This is a genomic window from Larkinella sp. VNQ87, from assembly GCF_049445795.1.
Classification (GTDB): domain Bacteria; phylum Bacteroidota; class Bacteroidia; order Cytophagales; family Spirosomataceae; genus Larkinella.
The window spans coordinates 206,002-229,981 of record NZ_JBMSDT010000012.1; the positions used below are offsets into that span (position 1 = coordinate 206,002).

Sequence of the window (23,980 nt, forward strand, 5' to 3'; positions counted from 1 at the left end):
CGGGATCACCCATGTTCGAGGGGCAAAGTTAAAGGATGTAATAGAAAGTTTATCTTCTATTTATTCAATTCTTTAGGATTCGACCGGGTTTTATTTTTGGTAACAAAGGTGATCCGGAATTAGTTGAAAAAAAGAAGAGAGGAGGAAGGAAGCAGAGGACGAAAGGAGCTGTGCCAGCGCCTGTTGAATCCTCTGCTTCCTTCCTCCTCTCTTCGGTTCGCCCTCTTTCGCCCTCTATTGCTTTATACTAAATTATTCTTGAAAGCATAGGCGACCATGCCAGCGGTATTTTTCGTCCCGGTTTTTTCCAGAATCCGTAGCCGGTGCCCTTCAACAGTGCGGGGGCTAAGGAAAATCTTCTCACTGATCTCGGCCGTCGATAAGCCTTCACAGATTAGTTTGAGCACTTCTTTTTCGCGCTCCGACAGCAGCACTTTACTATTATATAAGGTAGCGGTCGCTGTCGGTTTAATGACGGTGGTTTTGTTCACCATCTTCCGGTGCATAACTTTCGACACAAAATCGTTCAGGTATACGCCGTCGTCCATAACCCGGTGGACGGCCTTTTCGACCTCATCCAGGTCGGCATCCTTCAGCACATACCCGCTGACGCCTTTTTCGAGCAGGTGCAATACAAAGCGGTCTTCGTCGTGCATCGTCAGCATGATGATCTTCACATCGGGATGGTTTTCACGGATATATTCCGTGGTCGCAATCCCGTCCATGACGGGCATTTCCAGGTCCAGCAAGACCACATCCGGCAACCGACGGGTCAGCTTGTCGATCAGTTCCTGGCCGTTGCTGGCTTCCAGCACCAGTTCAAAATCCGGCACCTGGCTCAACACCGACGCCATGCCTTTGCGGAACAGATTATGATCGTCGGCTAATGCAATCTTGATCTTTTTCATGGTTTGGGTTAGCTGGTTTCTACGCGTGTTCCACTTCGACCTCTACTTCCGGTTTCAGGTTTCGCACCTGAATGTGAATGCGCGAACCGCGCCCTTCTTCCACATCGAACGTTACATGGCCGTCGATCACGTTCAGGCGGCTTTCGATATTCCGCAGTCCCAGGCCGCGTTTGCGGTCTTTCATCACTTCGTCCAGGTCGAAGCCCTGGCCGTCGTCGATCACCGATAGCAAAATACCGTTGGACTGGCAGTGCAGGTCGATGATAATGTTTTGGGCGTTGGCGTGCTTGATGGCGTTATTAATCAGTTCCTGCGCAATCCGAAAAAGCGTCAGGTCCAGTTGCGGCAGCAAGGTCGGCAGTTTGTCGGAACAGGACAACTCAACGTGGACCTCGCCATTGCTGGCTTTTTCGGCCAGTTCTTCCAGGGCCGACACCAGCCCAAAGCGTTCGAGCGTCGTCGGCACCAGATCGCGACTGATGCGCCGGACGTTGGCGATGGTTTCGTCGAGCAGCGAGCGGGTTTTCTGTACCAGCACCGGCGAATTCGGATCGTGGTTTTCGACCGACCGGCTCAACTGGTTCAAACTCAATTTCGTAACGGAAAGCATGGTACCAATTTCATCGTGCAGGTCCTGCGCAATGCGCCGACGTTCGTGTTCCTGCGCCTGGAGGGTTGCAGCCAGCAGTCCTTTCCGGTATTTTTCCTGCCACTCTTTCAGAATAAGTTGTTGACGAATTTGTTTTTGCTGGTAATAGGCGACAAAGACGATAATGAAAATCGCCATCACTAGCAAAACGGCCGTTCCTACGGCAATGTATAATTTCATGTCCTCGTTCACAGCGAGTCAGCAGCGAAGTACGTTCCCATACACGGGGGATTTAATCAATCAATGGGTCGAAATATAAAACTCTGCTGCCACATCCGCAAGAACCTTGTATTAAACGGTCAACTGGTTCGTCAACTTAACCTCCCGCCGACGGAGCCAAAAGCTCACCAGCAAAATGATGTAAAAAAAGGCCGAGAATGTACGGACAATGGTGATGTACAAAGCATAACTGCCGTTCGAACTTAGATCACCCAGGGTTACTTTCACAAATAGAAAGACAAACAACGTTCCGGCTGCGTGGACAATGGCGCCGGCGCTTACCCAGAACATCGAATGAATCAGCAGGTTTTGCACCTGCATCCGTGACAGAATGTGGTGAAAATAGATCAGCGCGTAAAAGATCATGATCAGCCGCTGCACACCCAGGGTCACGCCCGCTAGCTGGGTCCAACTGAAGTCATACAGGAAAACCAGCACATACATGATCAGCCCCGCCAGAATAAGCCCCTGATTTTTTCGGGATTTCAATTCGATGCGGTACGCGGTGGCGAAACAGCACATTTCGACCAGCGAATTCAGATTATGTAAATACGTATTGTTCTGCCGATAGGCCGCATCGTGCAGTTGAATGAGGCTAATGATCAACGATAAGACCAGCATCCGGAACAACCAGCGGCTGGGCTTATCCAGAAAAGAATAATTGACCAGACCTGCCCCGATCGCCAGGATCAGGAACAGTTCTGGCAAGAATGAATCCGGGTACTTCAGAATTAACGTGATGTACGGATGATCAAGCATAAAATTTCCCTTCTCCCCTTACCCTCCTGTGTTACACTCCGGCGGACAGATCGGCCCATCGGCTAGCTGTCCTTCTTTTCCGCCAGGCATATCTTTCATCCCGGCTTCGGTCGGAACGGTCAGTTGCAGAATTTCCTTTCCGGTTTTATCGATGCCGACCAGTACTACGCGCGGCACCAGATGCTCGCGCCCGTTGATGGTTTCGCGCCGTTTGGCGTGGTACACCCGGATACCGATGCAACCCGGCTCATTAAGTATTTGCTGCAAATTATCGCTGCCAAAAAACTCGGACCGAACCGTATCTTCATCCGGAATCTGCTGTTCCTTCTTCCGTTTCTGGTAAGCGCCTTTGAATTCGTTGGCTTCTTCTTCGGAAATGAAGCGCCCGGCGCCACTGGTAATTCTACTCATGGTCAAAAAGAGGTTTGTTGTTCCCCAAAGTTGCACAACCTTGTCCGGGAAAGCAATGAGCTTTGAGTAAACGGAAAAAAGAGTGACTAACGGTCGTTAACTGGTAACTGTCAAATTAACCCTGCAATTTGCACAAGTTTCATGCAAATTGCAGGGTTAATGAAAATTGATCGAAATCACTAAGCCTCCTCGTCAGCAAGTAAACATTTGGGTAACAGACATTCAAACGATTTGGGACCACCTGATGCAGCTTGGGGTTTTGGTGACTCTGTGACCGGTTACAAAACCGTATTCATGCCAATAAGCCGATTGAAACGAAATTAAACGTAGTTATCTTTGTCATATTTGCTAACCCAAAGACCTATAGAAGAGAAAATACAAAAAACTATGTACATAACCAAAATGAAGTTCCAATAAGGAAAATAAATATCAGGAGACGTTCTGGTCGACAATACTATTTTTGAGAATAAAAAAATAAATATAGTTCCTGTAGACTGAATAATTATTCCACTACTAATCCAGAACAGAGGATGTAGGAGAATATTTTTTACTCTCATTTCAGCTAGTAAATGAATAAAATATACAAAAACTAAGAAAAGGTCGTAAATCCTCGTTACTGTAAGTATACCTGGCGAGAATTCTCTATCATCCCAAAAAAATAAATTAAAAATAAAAATTATACTACTAGTGATAAGGATTAGGAATTTAAATTTCCTATTGTCAACACTGTGATAGTATATTAGTCCGATTAATAAGACTTCTACAAATCCAAATAGATTATATAAGTACAAATTATTAATCTTTCTGATTGCGTAAAAATTAGAAATAAGGTTCCTGATGAATAATAATATATAAAATATTAACAAGAACCTTAAATCTTTCTTATTGGATACAGAATAGAATAATCCTAGAATGATTGGTACTAATGTGGCTGCATCATGAATAAATTCTAGTGGATGTTGCCTATATAATTCTAGGAGTCTTTCTAACATTTCATTTTTAAAGTATCATGATTAGCATGATTGCGGACATGGCATTCCATTCGCCAGCGCATCCCGTCCGGCGGGCATGTCTTTTAAACCGGTCGGATCATCACTGGTTGCTTCTTTTCCGGCTTCAGCATCACGCGTCAAACTGCCGAGGAAGATGTCTTTGCCTTTGGAGTTGACAGCGGCCAGGACCAGTTTGGGCTGCAGTTCCCCGCTTTCGTCTTTGTTGCTTCCCAGACCATAATAAATCCGGATGCCGACGCAATCGTCGAAACCGAGCAGCTCGTTGATGCGGTTGATGCCAAAGAATTCGGCGCGGGTGAAGGTGTCTTTCTTTAGGCCCTGTTTCTCCCGGCTTTGGCGGAAACGCCGGGTCAGCATTTCAGCATCCCGGTTCCGGATGAAGTCGCCCACATCGCCCCGGTAGGGTTCTTTTGAATCGTCTGTCATGATTTTTTGGAAGAGCGTTTACGTTTCGTTCTTCCAAAATAGACAGGAGGAGAAGAAATAACAAGGAAAGAGCTTTATAGCAATTGAACTAACATATTGACATTCAAAGAATTAATAAACTAAATCAAGTAAAACTACGCAGTCGAATACGGAAAAGTCCGTATTTACCCCTTTTACACGTTTTTTTTACAAATGAGGGATTTCTTCTCTATTTTTCTTAGTATCTTCCCTGCACATTTGCAGAGAGTTGGCGAGTCCTCACCCTGAGGATGAGCCGATTTTCTCATCTCATAGGTTAGGTTTGGAAAAGGCCAGGACGTTGTCCGGGCTTTTTTTTCTACCCCCACCCCCAACCCCCTGAAGGAGGCTCTCAAATCCGGATGCATAAGCCCGGCACCGGCCGCCCGGCCTTCAGGGGGTTGGAGGTGAAAGGCGTCGATTATTTCAACAAATTCAACAAATACTGTCCATAGCCGCTTTTCACCAGCGGCTGGGCGATGGCCTTGAGCTGATCGGCATCGATATAGCCCATCCGGTACGCCACTTCTTCAATCGACCCAATTTTCATGCCCTGACGCTCCTCGATCACCTGCACAAACTGACCCGCCTGCATCAGCGACGCAAACGTCCCCGTGTCCAGCCAGGCCGTGCCCCGGTCCAGGATCCCCACTTTCAGCTTCCCCCGCTCCAGATAGACTTTGTTCACGTCCGTGATTTCGTATTCACCCCTCGGGCTCGGCTGCAAGTCTTTGGCAATCTGAACCACCTCATTGTCATAGAAATACAAACCCGGCACCGCGTAGTTCGACTTCGGCTGGGCCGGTTTTTCTTCAATCGACAAGGCGTTTTTATCGCCATCGAACTCCACGACGCCATACCGCTCCGGGTCGTTCACCTTGTAGGCAAACACCACGCCCCCGTCGGGGTCGTTGTTGGCTTGCAGCAGCCGCGACAGGCCCGAACCGTAGAAGATGTTGTCGCCCAGAATCAAGGCCACTTTGTCGGTGCCGATAAACTCTTCGCCGATCACAAAGGCCTGTGCGAGTCCGTTCGGCAGCGGCTGCTCGGCATACGCGAACGTACAGCCGACCTGTGAACCGTCCCCCAGCAGCTTTTTAAAGTTAGGCAGATCGTGGGGCGTCGAAATAATCAGAATCTCGCGGATTCCGGCCAGCATCAGAATCGACAGTGGGTAATAAATCATCGGCTTGTCGTAAACCGGCATGAGTTGCTTGCTGACGGCCAGCGTCAACGGATGCAGACGAGTGCCGGACCCACCGGCCAGAATGATACCTTTCATAGTGTTCAATGAGTGAGTGAGCGAATGAGTGATTGAGTGAATAGCTTCGCAATTTTCTGCTTCGTGCGAAGCTATTCACTCAATCGCTCATTCACTCATTCACAATTGTCATCGATTTTCGTACATCGAATCGTAATAACTTTGGTAAGCGCCGGAGGTCACGTTGTCGAGCCACTCCTGGTTGGCCAAAAACCAGTCGACGGTTTTTTCCAGGCCTTCGGCAAATTGCAGCGACGGTTGCCAGCCCAGCTCGTTCATCAGCTTGCGGGCGTCGATGGCGTAGCGCAGGTCGTGGCCCGCCCGGTCGGTGACGTAGGTGATCAACTGGGCCGAGGTGCCTTCCGGGCGACCGAGTTTGCGATCCATGATGTTGCACAGCAAATGCACCAGGTCGATGTTTTTCCACTCATTGAAACCGCCGATGTTATACGTCTCGCCATTTCGGCCATCGTGGAAGATCGTATCGATGGCCCGGGCGTGGTCGATCACATACAGCCAGTCACGCACGTTTTCGCCTTTGCCATATACCGGCAGCGGCTTGTTGGTCTGGATGTTGTGAATCATCAACGGAATCAGCTTCTCGGGAAAATGGTTGGGGCCGTAGTTGTTCGAGCAGTTCGACAGGACGATCGGCAGCTTGTAGGTGTTGCCGTAAGCCCGCACGAAGTGGTCGGAAGCAGCTTTGGAAGCCGAGTAGGGCGACTGCGGATCGTAGGGAGTCGTTTCTACGAAGAAATCCTCCGGGTTGTGCAGCGAACCGTAGACTTCGTCAGTCGAGACATGGTAAAACCGCTTGCCGGTAAAGTCGGCTTTCCAACTGTTTTTGGCCGCATTGAGCAGGTTGACGGTGCCGACGACGTTGGTCAGCACAAAAGCCATCGGATCGGTAATCGAGCGGTCGACGTGCGACTCGGCCGCCAGGTGAATGACGCCATCGAAGGCCTGTTCCTGAAAGAGTTGATCCAGAAACGGGGCGTCGGTAATATCGCCTTTGACAAAGGAGTAGTTGGGCGCGTCTTCGATATCGGTCAGATTGGCCAGATTTCCGGCGTAGGTCAGCTTATCGAGGTTGACGATCTGATAGTCGGGATACTTGGTGACAAACAACCGAACCACGTGTGAACCAATGAATCCGGCTCCGCCGGTAATCAGAATTTTCTTCGACATACTCCTTATTCCGAAACGGAAGTTTTCTGCTTTTGTAAATTTTGCTCCCAGCGCCAGGCATCCTGGAGGCTTTCGGCCAGCGTTTTTTCGGCCCGCCAGCCCATGACGTTATTAACTTTATCGACCTGCGCGTAGATTTTTTCCACATCGCCTGGCCGACGCGGCCCAATCGAATAGTTCAGTTTCAGTTGATTTACTTCTTCAAAAGTCTTGATTACCTCCAGCACCGTGTTGCCGTGGCCGGTTCCGACATTGAAGATATCGTAATAGCTGGTTTCCTCACGTGAATCGAGCAGCCGCAGGGCCTGAACGTGTGCCTTTGCCAGATCGACGACATGAATGAAATCACGCACGCACGTCCCGTCGGGCGTGTTGTAATCATTGCCAAAGACGGTCAGCTTTTCGCGAAGCCCGGCCGCCGTCTGCGTAATAAACGGAACCAGATTGCCCGGTACGCCCAGCGGCAGTTCGCCGATCAGCCCCGATGGGTGCGCGCCGATGGGATTGAAATACCGCAAGGCAATGGATTTGATCGGTGCTTTGGCATACACCGCATCCCGAATGATGTCTTCGCAGATGGCTTTCGTGTTTCCGTAGGGCGACTGCGCTGGTAGCCGGGGCGTATCCTCCGTGACGGGCAAGTGTTCGGGCTGGCCATACACCGTGCAGGACGACGAGAATACCAGGTTCGGAACGCCGTGCTGCTGCATCGTTTCCAGCAACAACAGCGTCGAATCGAGGTTGTTGCGGTAGTACATCAGCGGCTTGGCCACCGACTCGCCGACGGCTTTGTGAGCCGCAAAATGAATCGCTCCCCCAAAATTCTCTTTTTCAAAGATGGCATTCAGCGCTTCGGGGTCATTGCAGTCGGCTTCGTAGAAAGGAACGTCGTGGCCTAGGATCTGCCGCAGGCCAGCCAGCACCGAGCGGTTCGAATTAGAAAAGTTATCAAGGATAACAGGCTCATATCCAGCACCCAGTAATTCAATGACTGTATGCGAACCAATGAACCCGGCTCCGCCAGTGACTAAAATTTTCATGAAAGGTTGTATGATAAGAGATTTTTACAAACGTTGAGATTCCATTGAAGCGAGCAAAAAACCTGCCGATGTGTCTGTTAATTTGATATTTTATTCCGTTTGAATTCAAAAAATCATTTTTAACAAAATCGTGTTACCAATTTGGCGGTGCCCGTCTTCTGCCTAACGGACAAAAGTATAAAATTCAGTAGGTTTCTAAAAATAAGTTTTTATCTTCGGGTCAGGCCGTCGCAACCGTATCCGGCACCTTTACCAGAACAACCGAAGCGCCGGGCCATAACCCACAGAAGTGGCATGATCAACGATAACGAAATTAAAGCACTTATATCTTTGCTCGATGACGATGATCAGGAAATTACCGAGCATGTCGAGCAGAAAATCCGCGAATTGGGCGGCCAGTTGATTCCGTATCTGGAGAGCGAATGGGAAGATAGTTTTAATCCGATTCATCAGAAGAAGATTGAGGAATTGATTCACGATCTGCAATATCAGTCGGTGCTTGACCGGATCCGGATCTGGAAGGAAACCGGCGGTTTGGACCTGCTGGAAGGACTGTGGATCATTGCTACGTATCAATATCCCGATTTGTCGCTCGACAAACTTCGTCAGGAAATCAAGCAGCTGTACCTGGATGTGTGGCTGGAAGGCAAAACCGACATGCATCCGATCGACCAGATCAAGACCCTCAACAGTGTGTTTTTCAACAAGTTAAAGTTTGCCGCCAACACCAAGCATTTCCATTCGCCCTCCAACTCGATGATCAACGTCGTGCTGGAAAGTCGGCGCGGCAATCCGATTTCGCTGTGCGTCATTTACATGATGATTGCCCAGCAACTCGATTTGCCGGTTTACGGTGTGAATCTGCCCAGTCTGTTCGTGCTGACGTATAAGAAAGATCACACGCAGTTTTACATTAACGTCTTCAACCGGGGGCTGGTTTTTTCCAAATCAGACATCGATCATTACATCGGCCAGTTGAACCTGAAACCGGCTGATACGTATTACCAGCCGTGTACGAATGTGGACATCATCCGGCGCGTGCTGCGGAACCTGATGCTGGCGTTTGAAAAAATCGGCGATACCGGCCGCATGAAGGAAGTCGAGCAATTGCTCAATGCGGTTTACGACGAAGACGCCACCCCGCCCCTGTCGGATTACACCAACAAGTGACGTACCCACGGGCTTTAGCCCGTGTGAGCTTCTGTTATCTATTAGTTTGTACCAACTTAAGGTGATACTATCTTACACGGACTAAAGTCCGCGGGTACGTTAGAACGCAATGGCCAGCAGGCCCGGGCCGGTTTCGAAATAGTGAATGGTCAGCTCCCGCACATCGTCCGGCAAGCGAACGTGGCCGGTCAGCAGCCCCGCGCCATCGGCAAACGGTTCGATGTGCAGGTGTTCGCGGAAGGTGAGTTGGCGTTTGCCGTACAGTTTGTACAAAGCTTCTTTGGCACACCAGTATACGGCCAACCGGCGCAAATCCCCGGCCGCATGGCGGGTTTCGTCTTCGGATAACACGCGCGGCACCACCCGCACGAACTGGTCCCGAAAGGGTTCAATATCAATCCCGACGGCTTTGGAATGGTGGAGCACGGCAGCGGCCCAGCCCGCCGTGTGGGAAATCGACACCTGCGCATCCAGCCCGATTAGGTGCGGTTTTCCGTATTCATCCTTGTATAGGCCCGCATAAGGCCAGTAGGGTTGTACCAGTGCCTGAATAGCCGCCCGGCACGCCAGCCACTCGACCCGCTGAGCCGGGTGCGTAATCTCCAGCAACTCCAGTTGCTCCGGCATCGTGAGCGTCAGCCGGGCGCGCAGATCGTCTTCACTTTCCTCGATTTTCCACAAAACCGCCGTACAGTCGGCCCCGAGCCGGTGGGTTTGATACACGGACATATCCCGAATTTCTGGTTAATTTGGTGCGAAATTATAAAATAGCGGCAGGCATACTGCCATTAATAACGAATAATGAATATTGAATAACGAAAGGGACGGCAATTTCAAAATTCGCTATTCGTTATTCAATATTCGTTATTTTTTGTCTCTAATTTTTGCTCATGCAAGTCCAAAAAATTGACACCTTTGCCGGTCACCGCGACTGTGTGTATACGCTGGAAACCGGAGCAACGCCGACGGAGTTTTTTTCGGCCGGGGCCGACGGGCTGGTGGTGCGCTGGCAATTGGATAAACCCGACCTGGGAACGCTGCTGGCCCGCATTCCAGCTTCCGTGTATGCCTTGGCGTTCGACCGCGAGCGGCAGCAGTTGTGGGTGGGGCAGAATTACGACGGCATTCACGTCATTGACCCGGTACAGAAACAGGAAATCCGATCGGCCCAGATCACGTCGGCGGCTATCTTTGACATCAAATTCGTCGAAACCTCCGCCTGGATCGCCCTTTCCGACGGGGTGCTGGCGGTGATGGATGTCCAGGAATTTGCGGTTCGGAAACACCTGAAAGTGTCCGACAAAAGCGCCCGCAGCATTGCCTTCAACCCGGCCAGCCGGGAAGTAGCCGTGGGCTACAGCGACCACGGCATCCGAATTTTCGACGCCGATACGCTGGTGCTGAAACGAACGATTCCCGCGCATAACAACTCGGTCTTCATCGTACAATACTCGCCCGACGGCCGATTTTTGCTTTCGGCGGGTCGGGATGCGCACCTGAAAGTCTGGAATGTGGCCGGTGATTACACACCGCAAAACGACATTGCCGCGCATCTGTTCGCCGTCAATCACATTTGCTTTAGCCCCGATGGCGCGTTATTTGCTACGTGTAGTCTGGACAAATCCGTGAAAGTCTGGGATGCCGACACTTTCAAACTGCTGAAGGTAATCGACCGTGCCCGACACGCCGGGCACGGCACCTCAGTCAATAAATTGCTCTGGAGTTCGTACCAGCAGCAACTGGTTTCGGCCAGCGACGACCGGTTGATTTCCGTTTGGCAGATTACCCGCTAGCTAAATGATTTGCCTACTTTTTGGATATTTCACAAATTTCAGCCCAAAAAATTGATATTTTCGGTCGGATAACTTTACATTTAGCAGGCAAGTGCCCCTTTGACACCATGTAACCCTTTCCAGTTATGAAAATCACGCCCATCGAGATACGGCAACATACATTTGAAAAGAAAGGATTCGGCGGTTACCGCCCCGACGAAGTGGATGCTTTCCTGGCATCGCTCTCACAGGAATGGGAACGCGTTACGAGCGAGAGCAAGATGTTGAAGATGCAACTCGAACTGGCCGAGAAAGAGCTCAACAAGTTCAAGGATATTGAAATGACGTTGTTCAAAACGTTAAAAACCGCCGACGACACCAGCAGCCAGATTACCGAACAAGCCAATAAAGCTGCCGAAAAATACCTCAGCGAATCGAAACAGAAAGCCGACGAAATTCTGGCCGACGCCCGCAAACGCTCCACCCTGATGGTGCAGGACGCTGAAAACCAGGCCCGTTATATCAAAGAAAATATTCTCAACGACCTGAAGGCGATGGAACACGACTTCAAGGCGATGGAGAAATACAAGGAAGGGCTCATTAAACAAATCCGGACGCTGGCCAACAACGCCATCGACAGCGTCGACCGGTTTGAGAAAAAATTCAACCAGCAATCGCTCCAGGCCAAGATCGACGAAGTGACCGCCCAGCATACCGAACCCGAACCGGCTACTTCGGAGGCTGAACCCACCGAAAATCTGGCCGAGACCGATCTGACCATGGTGAGTGCTGAAGACCGGGGCGTCGATACGACCGATGACGCGTTGCGACGGGCCGAAGAGTCGGAACCAGAACCGGTTTCCGCCCGAGTGGTCGCAGAAGACCCGGTGGTTGCCCAGGGCGCGGAAGCCGCCGAAGCCGGTTTTCCCGTGACGGAACCCGAAGAAGAAGTAACCGATCCGCAGGCGGTTCATGAAGAACCCCAGCCCGAAGAAAAGAAAAAAGAAGCCGGATCATTCTTCGATCAGATTTAACCCGAAGCGGACCGCGAGTCCGCTTTTTTGTTCTACTTTTGGGCGAACAATTAACCGGTTGAAAAGGCGGCTACGAACCGCCGATTCGCACCTATGGGAACCATTTCGCTTGAAGGGCTCGAATTCTTCGCCTACCACGGCTTCTACGACGAGGAACAAAAAATCGGCAATAAATACTCAGTCGATATCACCGTGACCGCCGACCTCTCTGAACCTGCCCGGCTTGATCGGCTGAGCACTACGGTCAATTACGGAGAGTTATATACAATCACACATGAAGCCATGCAGCGCCCCGCCCGGCTACTCGAACACATCGCCCACAACATCATCGAAGAAATCCGGAAACGGTATCCGCAGGTCGAAACCGTCGAAGTGAGTGTATCCAAATTCAACCCGCCCATCGGCGGGGTTTGCCACCGGGCCAAGATTACGCTGCGTGGCTAAATACAGCACGTCAGGTCCTAATCTGGCAAATCGCATTCCGGCGAACTTAGTTAATGATCGTAGAGAACGGTTGCTCGTAGGCTTCGCCGTACAGCGCTTTGTAGTCACGGGCGAATTTCTCGAAGGCATTTTTCGCCAGCGTGTGTTTTCCCATCAGGGCCAGCGTCTTGCACTTCAAAACAATCGCGTCTTCGTTCACCGGATCGTAATAAAAGATAAAATTCGTAATCTGAATCAGAAGCTCCGGATCTTCGTGAAGATCCGGATTGTCAGCGTATTGAAGAAAGGTATTGATAATCCGGTTGGAAATATCCGACTTAAAATCATCCAGCCAGTAATACTCCGTATTCAGCAGAAAAGGGCCGCGTTGAGTGATTTCGCCCAGTTCGATAATAGTCTGTTTCGTCAATGCCTTTTTGGTGTTGATGATGGCGACGTACCGCTCGTAATCGACGTAAATCTGGCTGAAATCAAACTCAACTTTCCAGTAACCGGATTCTTTCGAAAGCGAACAACCGCCCACTTTTTCCAGCAGATTGCGCAACTTGGTCATGTTGACGGACCGGTTGTTGCCGGCGTCCCGACCCGACTTATCGGGCCAGAGTAACTCATTGAGCTTTTCGGACGGCACCCCCCGCTGTTTGCCGATGCTGTTCAGGGCCAGCAACAGAAAAAGCTCTTTGAGCAAGGGCGTGAACGACTTCGTTACGTCGGTGCCGACCCGATCCACAACCTGGAAATTACCAAAGAAAAAAATGCGGGCGTTCACCGTTGATGCGGTTGCCGGGCCTGCCATTACGGACTGAATTTCAGCGGGTTCCAGCGATAACCCGCCCGGAAGCGCTTCGTCCACCCGTACCGACTGCTCTTCGAACGGACGGGGGGCAAGCGGTATTTCGAGCGCTCCGACGCCGGGCCGACGGCGGAAATAAACCAGCAGCAACGCGCCAATGATCAAACCGCCCAGCCCCAGCAACCAAAAACTGTAGGTCTGAACCAACGGTTTTTCGGAAGCCCGCGGCCCCTCGAGCGCATTCGGCGGAAACGAAATTGTGTAGAGTTTAACGTCCGTCTTCCCGGCATTTTCGTTCCAATACAGCGTCACGGCCAGTAGCTTCCGACTGACGGGGCAAAAAAACAAATCCGCAAACGAATGCACGTCATGGAACGGGTACGGAATCGCATTCCCGACAGCTTCGTACGATGGCTCCGACAACGAGCCCCGAATCAGTTGCAGATTCGATTTGAACTGCTGATTCGGAAAAATCAGCCCGTAAAACCGGTTTGACTGTGGGTCGATCACCAGGGAGTTAGCAAACGCAAAATCGGTTTTCGGAATTTCCAGTTCGTAAAGCTTCCGGAACCGGTTTTCGGAGACGATGTACTGCAAAAAATCGTAGGAACTCTTGGGATTCAGAATCTGCTCGCCGGTCAGGCTGCCGTAACCGCCAATCAGGTAAGCGGTGTCTGCCTGGGCCGTCGTACCCAGAGCCGCCAAGTAACGCGGTGTATATACGTCACCGGATGTCGGAACGGTTTCCCATTGGCGGGTGCCAAAATGATACCGTTCAATGCTGTTTTTATACTTCAACTGACCATAACCGCCCAAAACGTACAAAGCCGTGTCGAAGCGGGCGATGAATTTGTTGGCGTGCCAGTACTCGGTGATTGTGATCGGATTGGGCGTAATGGCGTCGGCCGACCAACCTCCGGCGACCGGATCGTAAACCGATACGGCTTTCTGATCCACGTAGACATTGTAAAGCTTGCGGGTCAATGGATTGAAAACTGCCTGACTGCCCCGAAAAAAGCCCGGTGGCGGATTTTTTTGTGGCAGCACCTTCCCGGTCTGATTCCGGACCGAGTAACTGTAGAGTTGGTCGGCGGCAACGAGGTAAACGGTTTCGGACAACGGATCGAACGCGACGTTGGCAATCCCGTTCAACACCCGCTGCCCAGCCACGCGCCACTCGTTGTGCAACGACCGAATCCAGACGGCGTTTTTGATGGTCGCCACCCGCCCGCCGATCTCATCGCGGGTCGTGCTGCCGCTCATCTCCTGCAAAGGCCAGCGGTAACTCGGCTCGCCATCTTCGGTAATGAGAATATCCTTCACCTTCATCGGCGGTAAATCCTTCGATCTGAACTCCCGGAATTCATTCCCGCCGAAGAAAATCTTAAAACAACCCGTCACCGTAAAAGGTGTTTTATCGTTGATAATCAACTCATTATTAACATGAACCTGCAAGGTATTCTGCTGTCGGTCAAACCGGATGTTGAAATGATTCCACTGATTGAACAGGTGCGCGGTATCGAGCCGGATAACGGAGGACGAAAACCGCTCTCCAATGATCATCTTGAAACACAGGGCTTTCTGATCGTAAAGCAGATCGAGGTTGTGTTTTTCGTCCTGAATGATTCGGAACACATAGCCGAAGTATGTCTTATAACTCGGCACCAGCGCCATGTCGAACGACAGGTCAACCACGCCGTCGAGACACAGCGGTTTTTCCGGAGTCAGATCCAGGGAAGTGCGGGCATCCTGAATTTCTTCGTGGCCCACAAAGCGTAAGCCGTACGACTGCGCCCTCAGAATAACCGGGGTTAACAGCAGCGCTGCGAAATAAAAACTGATTCGTACGATTCGACGATACATAGATTTTTTGAGAACCAAAACCGTCAAGCCCACCCCGTTCTGGTGAACGGGCCAATCCGATTGGGTTATCTGAGCATTGGCTTTCATTGCATTGCTAACTCTGGAGAGCGACCTGTGTCTTTCCCTGCTTCGAAGTTAACCAGGTTTCCCCACCGATCAAACCCATCGTTCTTTTCTTCCATGCTGAAGACACCTGATTAAATTAGAAAAAATCGATAATAAAATTAACAAAATATAGACAACAACCCGCCTTATTAAGCATTTATTAAGATTTTTTTAAGCCCTGCCGCCGTACTTCGCTACCCTATTTAATCCAATAAAATCAGGGTTTATGCAAAAATTTATCTCTACCTTACCAACACGGCGGTTTTTCGTCAGGCCACTTGTCTGGGTGTGCGTGCTGACCGGAGTAGCCGCTTCACCGCCTGTGTGTGCCCAGGAAGTACTGGCGCGCCAAACCCACCTGAATACCGCACTCACCGCCCGTTCGCAGGCGGCAACGACCAGCCGAGTTGTTCAGGAGCGTACGGTTACGGGCAAAGTTTCCGACGAAAAAGGAGCCTCCTTACCGGGCGTGAGCGTCGTTCTGAAAGGGTCAACCCGGGGTACAACCACCAACGAAAAAGGCGCGTATTCGTTGAATGTACCCGACGGACAGGCCACGCTGGTTTTTTCCTTCGTCGGCTACGTTTCCCAAGAACTGGTGGTCGGCAACCGGAGCACGATGGACATCACGCTCGCCGAAGACGCCAAGGCCCTGAGCGAGATCGTGGTCGTCGGCTACGGAACCCAGAAGAAAGTGAACGTCACGGGGGCCATCGCCACCGTTGCCAGCAAGGACATCGTCATCAACTCGAACAACGACGTGACCAACACGCTGACCGGCCGCGCGCCGGGCGTCCGGGTCGTGCAGCTATCGAGCCAGCCCGGTAAATACGATTCGCAGATCGACATTCGCGGGTTCAGTTATACCGACCCGAACGACATCAACGGCAACCAGTCCGGCGGGCCGCTGATCATCGTGGACGGCGTGCAGCGCGACAAAGCCGGTTTCGACCGCCTGGACCCGAACGAGATCGAAAGCGTCTCAATTCTGAAAGACGCGACGGCGGCCATCTACGGGGTCAAAGCCGCCAATGGTGTGGTGCTGGTTACGACCAAAAAAGGAACGCAGGGCAAGGTGCAGGTCAACTACACGGCGCACTTCGGGCAGCAGATCATCACCAAATACCCGGAACTGTCGAACGCCTACCAGTATGCCACCCTGTTCAACGAACAGCACGTCAACAACAACATCAGCAACCGGCTGGAGTTTACGCCACCGAAATACTCCGCGCAGCAACTGGCCGATTTTCAGAGCGGAAAAGCGCCGAGCACCGACTTTCTGAAAGCCGTCATGCGCGACCGGGCACCCCAGCAGCAGCACAACCTGACCATCAACGGCGGGACCGAAAAACTGCGGTATTTTGCCTCCGCCGGTTTTTTCGGGGAAGAGGGGTTGTTCAACTCGAACATCATGATCGGGAAAAAGTACAACCTTCGGCTGAACGTCGATGCCGAATTGACCAAAGGATTGACGATGGGTGCCAACATCGCCCTGATTAACTCGATCAGCCGGGAACCCAGTCAGGCCATCTGGGCACTGCTGAAAAACACTTGGCAGTGGGACCCGACCGAACCGCTCTATTCCAACAACGATCCGGCGTTTCTGCGCCAGCCGTTGAGCGCCCTGAGCCACCCGATTGCCGACTTTTCGGAAGCCTACAGCGGCTATAACCGCAACAACGAAAAATTCCTAACCTCCACGTTTCAGTTGACCTACCAGGTGCCGTTCGTCAAAGGCCTGAGTGCCAAGGCCCAATACGCCTATGACAACAACTACAATTTCCGGAAGCAGTTCACCAAAAAGTACAACCAGTACGAGTACCTGTTCGACGCGGCCACCCAGACGTACTACCAGAAAGCCTACGCGCACCTCGCGCCATCGCGGCTGACGGAAGCCTTCGGGCAGGGCAAGCGGAATGACATCCAGTTGTCGCTCAACTACCAGAATGCGTTCGGCAAACACAACGTCGGGGCGCTGTTGCTGTACGAGCAAATCGACCGCGAAAACACGAGCAACAACGCCAACACGCAGTTTATCATCGACGCCGTGGATCAGCTCGTGGCCGGAAACCGCAAAACCGACGCCATTGGCTCCGGTTACAGTTCGAGCGCCAACATGAGCTACGTGGGCCGGGTCAATTACGACTACAACGGCAAGTACCTGATCGAAGGCGGTTTCCGTTACGACGGTTCGTCGAGTTTCCCGAAAAACAGCCGCTGGGGTTTTTTCCCGTACGTGTCGGCGGGTTGGCGGCTGTCGGAAGAAGCCTTCGTGCGGGATAACCTGCCCTTCGTTTCGAACCTGAAATTACGCGGTTCCTACGGGATACTGGGCGACGACGGGATTTCCGGTGCGTCGTTCCAGTTCCTGACCGGCTACACCTACCCGAGCAGCGGCTACCAGTTCGGCACCACCTTCGTCGGCGGACTCGGTTTCAAAAATTCGGCCAACCCGGACATCACCTGGTACACCTCCACCACCACCGACTTCGGCCTGGAAGGCACGTTATGGAACGGTTTGCTCTCGTTCGAAGCCGACGTGTTCCGCCGGGACCGCGACGGTTTGCTCGGCGACCGGATTTCGACCATTCCGGCAACCTACGGCGTGAACCTGCCGCAGGTAAACCTGAACCAGGACCGGACGCAGGGCTTTGAAATCGTGCTGGGCCACCGCCACAAGTTCCGGGGCATCAACTATTCGATTTCCTCGAACCTCAGTTACGCCCGGACGCAATACCGCTACCGCGAAGAAACGCCCGCCAACAGCGATTATGATTTCTGGCGGAACCGCAACGCCGGTCGGTTCAACGACATCGTCTGGGGCTACAAAACCGACGGACAATTCACCAGCCTGGAAGAAATCCGGAGCTGGCCGATCATGGACGGCGCCGGCAACCGGACCATCCTGCCCGGCGACATCCGCTACGTGGACCTGAACGGCGACGGCCTCATCAACAACCTCGACGAAACCGTCATCGGACGCGGGCAGAGTAAACCGGCCATTTATTTCGGGACGAATGTTTCGCTTTCGTGGAAGGGTTTCGACGTGTCGGTATTGTTTCAGGGCGCAACGATGTACCAGGTGGCCTACCAGGATCAGCTTTCCCGGCCGTTCTACTTTGCGACCGCCAACCCGATCAGCGCGTTCAACGACCGCTGGCACCGCACCGACGTGGTGGATGCCGCCAGCGAGTGGATTCCGGGCAAATACCCCTCCACTGGTCAGCGGCAGAATTACAAAAGCAACGAATTCTGGCGGTTCGACGCCACCTACCTGCGGGTGAAAAGCCTGGAGATCGGGTACAGCCTGCCCAAAACGCTGCTGAGCAAGGCGAAAGTCAGCGGTTTGCGGGTGTTCGCCAACGGCTACAACCTCTACACCTGGTCGAAAGGGCTGGATTTTGTCGATCCCGAATACACCGACGACCGCTTGTACAGCTACAACTACCCGCTGACCATGAACGTGAACCTGGGCCTCCAACTTTCTTTTTAACGCATTGACAATGAATCGATTTAAAACCTATATTTCTCTTTTGGCGCTGGCCGTTTTGTCCGCTTGCAGCGACAGCCTGCTGGACAAAAAACCGGTGGATTTGCTGACCGCCGAGCAGGTGTACAGCAGCCCGGAAGCCGTGGAAGCCTATTTCGCGACGCTCTACAAAGACCTGCCCGTCGAAGATTTCAGCTACTGCAACGGCCGGTTTGGAGAGTTTCCGGGCAACGGCGATGGCTACACCGCCAACTGGACCTGGGAAGCCACCAGCTCGACCAACGCGCAGAACAACGACGAAAACTGGGGCAAACTTTACCGCGCCATCCGCAACGTCAACACGTTCATCAAGGAAATCGCGACGGTGAACATTGCAGAGGCTACCAAGAAAGCCTACGTGGCCGAAGCCCGGTTTGTGCGGGCGTACTACTACCAGGAGCTGGTCAAATACTGGGGCGGGGTGCCGATTCTGCTGGAACCGCAAACCGTGGACGGCAGCAACACCCAGGCCCTGAACCTGCCGCGCAGCAAGGAAGCCGAAGTCTGGGATCTGGTCAAATCGGATCTGGATTTTGCGGCCGCCAACCTGCCCGCGACCAGCGTTTACGGACGTGCCAACAAATACGTCGCCCTGGCGCTCCTCTCCCGGACGATGCTCCACGCGGGTTCCATCGCCAAATTCGGAACCGTGCAGCTCGACGGTTTGGTCGGGATTGATGCGTCGAAGGCCAATGCGTACCTACAGGCGGCTTACGATGCGTCCAAAACCATCATCGCCGACGGCAAATACAGTCTGTTCAACAAGTACCCAACCGACAAGGCCCAGAACTTTCAGTTGCTGTTTTACGAATTGCAGGGCAATCCCGAAGCGATTTTCTGCAAAGGCTGGGATTACGAATCGACCCGCCGGACGCACTCGCAGGATTTGATGGCCCTGCCGGAAGCCATTCGCTCACCCATCGGCTACGCCAACCGCCTGACGCCGAGCCTGGAGATGGTCGAGCGGTTTGACTACGTGGACGGCACGCCCGGCACGCTGAACATCGGTACCCCCGGCGCGTATGTCCACTACAAAAACCCGCAGGATGTCTTCAAAAACAAAGATCCCCGGTTTTTCGGCTCCGTTATTTCCACCGGCAGTTCGTTCAAAGGCGTCGAGATTACCGGCCAGCGGGGCGTCATTGCCAACGGTGTAAAATACAACGGCACGGCGCTCAACCAGTATTTCGACATCGACAAAAAGCAGATTGTCGCCAACCCGACGGCCAATTCGGTGCGGGCCACGGGCAACTCCAACAACGGAGCCGTGACGTTCTGGCTGAAAAAGTGGCTCGATCCCCTCCGCCCCGCCAACCTTTGCGTGGACTGGACTTCGGAAACCGACTGGCTCGACATGCGGCTGGGCGAAGTCCTGCTGAATTACGCCGAAGCCTCCTTTGAATTGGGCAAACCAGCCAGCGAAGCCCTGGATGCCATCAACCAGCTCCGCACCCGGGCGGGCGTTGCCAAACACACGACCATCGACCGCGACAAAATCCGCCGGGAACGGACTGTCGAGCTGGCTTTTGAAAACCGCACGTTCTGGGATCTGCGTCGCTGGCGCACCCTGACGACCGAGTTCAGCGGCTGGATTCCGAGCGGTTTGTACATTTATTACGATGTCGACGCCAAAGATTACGTCTTCGAACGGACGCCCAACGGGGGCGGAAAAACCTACCAGGAACGCGATTATTACTTCCAGATTCCCGGTTCGGAACGCAGCAAAGCGGGCTCTTTATTAGGCAGTGGCAACCCCGGTTATTAACAGCAACAACTCATGAAATCAATCAAAGTAGCATTTCTCCTTCCCATTCTGCTCGGTACGGTTTTCAGTGGCTGCAAGAACTGGGACAACTTTGTGGCCCCGGATTCGGGCGTCTACGGCAAGCTCACCGATGCCGAAAACAACCAGCCGCTGCAACTCCGGCAGCCCGGTGGCGGAACCGTCCGGTTTATTCAGTGGGACAAGGTCAAATACCCAAATCCCGGCACGACGGACATCGAGATCAAGGCCAACGGCGAGTTCTCAGCGACCCAGTTTTTTGCCGGAACGTATAAAGCCTTCCCGCGCGACGGGGCGTTTCTGTACCAACCCGCCGACTCGGCCACGATTCAGCTGAACGCCGGTGACCGGACGGAGCTGAACTTCAAAGTCACGCCGTTCTACCGGATTGCCGCCAATGTGACCGACAGCACGTTTACGTACACGATCACGAAACCAGCCGCCAACACGACGACCAAGATTTCGCAGATCATTTTCATGGTCAACGATTATGAGATTGTGAACGAAAGCGTCAGTTCGAACACCTCGGGGTATTTCATCAACCTCTGGCGGCAGGACATTCCCGGCAGCACCACCGACGCCAGCCTCGTCGGCGTTCCCCGCACGTTCACGTTCAAATGGTCCGATACCCATTTGCCGAAAGGCGAATACTATTTCCGGGTTGGTGTCCGGACGACTGCCGTCGCCAAGTATAACTACAGCCCGGTCGTCAAAGCCACGGTTCGCTGACGGTTTTTACAAATTGGATGGAAGACGTTCAAATAGCCCCCGGTTTAAACCGGGGGTTAAATCAGGATCGGTCATTTTCCAAAACCGTTAAAACGGTTTAAATCCTGGCGAAACTGTTAAAACGGTTCATGGAAATTATCGATTCTCCATGTCCCACGGTTAAAACCCTGGGTTGGGATTAATTTCTTCATTAAAGCGAAATTCGGCGTCCATTAAGCATTTATTAAGATTTTTTTAAGCGCGACCGGTTTTCTTCGTATCACGTTTAATCCGAGTCGAATCGGGTTAAGCCAGAGCGTATTCCTAAACCCTTATTTTGTTTGCCTTCATCCAATGATTCGCGGTAATTTAGGCTGGATGAACTGATTACTATGAAAACCGTCTTTACCTGTCTATTCCTAGTCACTATTTCCTTAACCGGTTTGGCCCAGTCGGCGGCTCCGCTGAAACTCTGGTACAACCAGCCCGCTGGCAAAACCTGGACCAATGCGCTGCCGGTCGGCAACGGCCGACTGGGCGGCATGGTTTACGGCAACCCCGAGCAGGAAATCATCAAACTGAACGAAGCCTCGGTCTGGTCGGGCGGCCCAAACCGCAACGACAATCCCGACGCGCTGGCGGCTCTGCCGACGATCCGCCAACTGATTTTTGAGGGCAAACACGCCGAAGCACAGAAGCTGGCCGCCCAGAAAGTCGAATCGAAGAAAGCGCAGGGCATGATGTTCCAGCCCGTCGGCAACCTGAACCTGGCGTTCCCCGGCCACGAAACCTTCACGGAGTATTACCGCGAACTGGACCTGGAAAAAGCCGTCACGACGACCTCCTACACCGTCGATGGCGTCAAGTACACCCGGCAGGTCATCGCTTCGGTGCCCGATCAGGTCATTGCCGTCCGGCTGACGGCCAGCCAACCCGGCAAACTAACCTTCACGGCCTTCCTGACCAGTCCGCAGAAGTCGGAACGCAAAACCGAAGGCACAAATAAACTAGTGCTGACCGGCCTTACCAGCGACCACGAAGGCGTCAAAGGGCAGGTGCGGTTCAACGCCCACGTCCGAATTTTGCCCGAAGGTGGCCAATTGAGTAAAACCGATACGTCTATGGTGCTGACCGGGGCCAATGCCGCCACCTTGTACGTGTCCATCGGCACCAACTTTGTCGATTACCAAACGCTGACGGCCAACCCGCAGGCCCGCGCCGATGAGTACCTGAACAAAGCCGCCGGAAAACCGTTCAAAACCGTTCTGGCGGCCCACACCGCCAATTACCAAACGTATTTCAAGCGCGTCAAACTGGATTTGGGCATAACGGAAGCAGCCAAACTCCCCACCGACGAGCGCGTCCGGCAGTTTGCGTCGGGCAACGATCCGCAACTGGTTTCGCTGTATTTTCAGTTCGGACGGTACCTGCTGATTTCCTGCTCGCAACCGAAAGGAACCGGTTATCCGAACCAGCCCGCGACGCTCCAGGGACTCTGGAACCAGCAAATGAGCCCGCCCTGGGACAGCAAATACACGATCAACATCAACACCGAAATGAACTACTGGCCCGCCGAAGTCACCAACCTGACCGAGATGCACGAGCCACTGGTTCAGATGGTGAAAGACCTCTCGCAAACCGGCCAGGAAACCGCAAAAGTCATGTACGGCGCGGGCGGCTGGCTGGCCCACCACAACACGGATTTGTGGCGCATCACCGGCCCCGTCGATCCGATTTTTTACGCCCTCTGGCCGATGGGGGGCGCGTGGCTGAGCCAGCACGCCTGGGAAAAATACCGGTATTCCGGTGATAAAACCTACCTGAAAACCGTGTATCCGGCCATTAAGGGCGCGGCCCGGTTTTTCGTCGATTACCTGATCGAAGAACCGACGCACCACTGGCTGGTCGTCAGTCCCAGCATGTCGCCCGAAAATGCCCCGACCAGCCGTCCGAACACGACGATTGGCGCGGGCCATACGATGGACAACCAGATCGTTTTCGACATTCTGACGAGCGCCCTGCGAGCCGCCGAAGCGTTGAATACTGACGCGGACTTCGTCAAAATTCTGAAAGAAAAACGCGCCCGGCTGGCACCCATGCAGGTCGGGCAATTCGGCCAGTTGCAGGAGTGGCTCGAAGACCTCGACAACCCGAACGACAAACACCGGCACATTTCACACCTCTACGGTTTGTACCCGTCGGGGCAACTGTCGGCCTACCGCACGCCCGAACTCTTCAGCGCGGCCCGCACCTCGCTCGAACACCGGGGCGACGTGTCAACGGGCTGGTCGATGGGCTGGAAAGTCAACTGGTGGGCGCGGCTGCTCGACGGAAACCGGGCGTATAAACTCATCACCGACCAGCTGTCACCCGTCGATGCCCCGGGCAAAAAAGGCGGGGGCGGCACCTACAAAAACCTGTTCGACGCCCACCCGCCGTTCCAGATCGACGGCAATTTTGGCTGCACCGCCGGGATTGCCGAAATGTTGATGCAAAGCTACGACGACGCCATTCATTTGTTACCGGCCCTGCCGGACGTCTGGCAGTCGGGCAGCATCAGCGGGTTGCGGGCGCGGGGCGGTTTTGAACTGGTGTCGATGGAGTGGAAAAACGGCCAAGTCGCGAAGTTGGTCGTCAAATCGAACCTCGGCGGCAACTGCCGGATTCGGGTTCCAAACGCCCTGAAAGCGAATGGGTTGGCAACAAAACCGGCGCAGGGCCAAAACCCGAATCCATTCTACCAGCCGGAAGAAACCGCCAAACCGCTCATTTCGGCTCAGGCAACCGTCCAACCATTGAGCTTGAAAGAAACGATGGTGTATGATTTCCCGACGCAGAAAGGGAAAACGTACACGTTTACACTGTAATTTACGGGTAAAATTGTCAT

General features: G+C 52.9%; 18 protein-coding genes. 8 read left to right on the forward strand and 10 right to left on the reverse strand.

Annotation, left to right across the window (positions count from 1 at the left end):
• Positions 1-242 precede the first annotated feature (242 nt).
• The 8 genes from ACO2Q8_RS21275 to galE all read right to left on the reverse strand — a co-directional run bounded on the left by ACO2Q8_RS21275 (position 243) and on the right by galE (position 7,892).
• Positions 243-908, reverse strand: a complete 666-nt coding sequence (locus ACO2Q8_RS21275) for a response regulator (RefSeq protein WP_423346875.1) — start codon at positions 906-908, stop codon at positions 243-245.
• A 19-nt stretch (positions 909-927) separates the two neighbouring features.
• Positions 928-1,737: a sensor histidine kinase gene (locus tag ACO2Q8_RS21280; protein WP_423346876.1), complete on the reverse strand. Its 810-nt coding sequence runs from the start codon at positions 1,735-1,737 to the stop codon at positions 928-930.
• A gap of 111 nt (positions 1,738-1,848) precedes the next feature.
• Positions 1,849-2,535, reverse strand: a complete 687-nt coding sequence (locus ACO2Q8_RS21285; protein ID WP_423346877.1) for a hypothetical protein — start codon at positions 2,533-2,535, stop codon at positions 1,849-1,851.
• Between the two features lie 18 nt (positions 2,536-2,553).
• Positions 2,554-2,946: a hypothetical protein gene (locus tag ACO2Q8_RS21290; protein WP_423346878.1), complete on the reverse strand. Its 393-nt coding sequence runs from the start codon at positions 2,944-2,946 to the stop codon at positions 2,554-2,556.
• 1,013 nt (positions 2,947-3,959) lie between these two features.
• Positions 3,960-4,385, reverse strand: a complete 426-nt coding sequence (locus tag ACO2Q8_RS21295; protein WP_423346879.1) for a hypothetical protein — start codon at positions 4,383-4,385, stop codon at positions 3,960-3,962.
• Between the two features lie 439 nt (positions 4,386-4,824).
• On the reverse strand, positions 4,825-5,685 hold the full coding sequence (gene rfbA, locus ACO2Q8_RS21300; RefSeq protein ID WP_423346880.1) for a glucose-1-phosphate thymidylyltransferase RfbA: 861 nt from the start codon (positions 5,683-5,685) through the stop codon (positions 4,825-4,827).
• A gap of 108 nt (positions 5,686-5,793) precedes the next feature.
• Positions 5,794-6,852 (reverse strand): dTDP-glucose 4,6-dehydratase, encoded by a 1,059-nt coding sequence (gene rfbB / locus ACO2Q8_RS21305; protein WP_423346881.1) that lies wholly within the window; start codon positions 6,850-6,852, stop codon positions 5,794-5,796.
• A gap of 5 nt (positions 6,853-6,857) precedes the next feature.
• Positions 6,858-7,892 (reverse strand): UDP-glucose 4-epimerase GalE, encoded by a 1,035-nt coding sequence (gene galE / locus ACO2Q8_RS21310; RefSeq protein WP_423346882.1) that lies wholly within the window; start codon positions 7,890-7,892, stop codon positions 6,858-6,860.
• Positions 7,893-8,189: 297 nt separating this feature from the next.
• On the opposite strand from galE, the gene ACO2Q8_RS21315 reads away from it, so the two are divergent.
• On the forward strand, positions 8,190-9,062 hold the full coding sequence (locus ACO2Q8_RS21315; protein WP_423346909.1) for a transglutaminase-like domain-containing protein: 873 nt from the start codon (positions 8,190-8,192) through the stop codon (positions 9,060-9,062).
• 99 nt (positions 9,063-9,161) lie between these two features.
• On the opposite strand, the gene ACO2Q8_RS21320 is transcribed toward ACO2Q8_RS21315, so the two are convergent.
• Positions 9,162-9,791, reverse strand: a complete 630-nt coding sequence (locus ACO2Q8_RS21320) for a 4'-phosphopantetheinyl transferase family protein (protein ID WP_423346883.1) — start codon at positions 9,789-9,791, stop codon at positions 9,162-9,164.
• A 161-nt stretch (positions 9,792-9,952) separates the two neighbouring features.
• Here ACO2Q8_RS21320 and ACO2Q8_RS21325 point away from each other — a divergent pair, with 161 nt between their 5' ends.
• The 3 genes from ACO2Q8_RS21325 (at position 9,953) to folB (ending at position 12,312) form a co-directional block, all read left to right on the forward strand.
• Positions 9,953-10,855, forward strand: coding sequence for a WD40 repeat domain-containing protein (locus tag ACO2Q8_RS21325; protein ID WP_423346884.1), 903 nt, complete (start codon positions 9,953-9,955; stop codon positions 10,853-10,855).
• Positions 10,856-10,980: 125 nt separating this feature from the next.
• Complete coding sequence (locus tag ACO2Q8_RS21330; protein WP_423346885.1) at positions 10,981-11,868, forward strand: DivIVA domain-containing protein; 888 nt, start codon at positions 10,981-10,983, stop codon at positions 11,866-11,868.
• 93 nt (positions 11,869-11,961) lie between these two features.
• Positions 11,962-12,312 (forward strand): dihydroneopterin aldolase, encoded by a 351-nt coding sequence (folB, locus tag ACO2Q8_RS21335; RefSeq protein ID WP_423346886.1) that lies wholly within the window; start codon positions 11,962-11,964, stop codon positions 12,310-12,312.
• A gap of 46 nt (positions 12,313-12,358) precedes the next feature.
• On the opposite strand, the gene ACO2Q8_RS21340 is transcribed toward folB, so the two are convergent.
• A complete protein-coding gene (locus ACO2Q8_RS21340; RefSeq protein ID WP_423346887.1) occupies positions 12,359-14,968 on the reverse strand; it encodes a galactose oxidase in 2,610 nt (869 codons plus the stop codon).
• A gap of 331 nt (positions 14,969-15,299) precedes the next feature.
• Here ACO2Q8_RS21340 and ACO2Q8_RS21345 point away from each other — a divergent pair, with 331 nt between their 5' ends.
• The 4 genes from ACO2Q8_RS21345 (at position 15,300) to ACO2Q8_RS21360 (ending at position 23,960) form a co-directional block, all read left to right on the forward strand.
• Positions 15,300-18,566, forward strand: coding sequence for a SusC/RagA family TonB-linked outer membrane protein (locus ACO2Q8_RS21345; protein ID WP_423346888.1), 3,267 nt, complete (start codon positions 15,300-15,302; stop codon positions 18,564-18,566).
• A gap of 10 nt (positions 18,567-18,576) precedes the next feature.
• Positions 18,577-20,367, forward strand: a complete 1,791-nt coding sequence (locus ACO2Q8_RS21350; protein ID WP_423346889.1) for a RagB/SusD family nutrient uptake outer membrane protein — start codon at positions 18,577-18,579, stop codon at positions 20,365-20,367.
• A 12-nt stretch (positions 20,368-20,379) separates the two neighbouring features.
• Positions 20,380-21,114 (forward strand): DUF3823 domain-containing protein, encoded by a 735-nt coding sequence (locus ACO2Q8_RS21355; protein ID WP_423346890.1) that lies wholly within the window; start codon positions 20,380-20,382, stop codon positions 21,112-21,114.
• Positions 21,115-21,485: 371 nt separating this feature from the next.
• Positions 21,486-23,960: a glycoside hydrolase family 95 protein gene (locus ACO2Q8_RS21360; RefSeq protein WP_423346891.1), complete on the forward strand. Its 2,475-nt coding sequence runs from the start codon at positions 21,486-21,488 to the stop codon at positions 23,958-23,960.
• Positions 23,961-23,980: the final 20 nt, after the last annotated feature.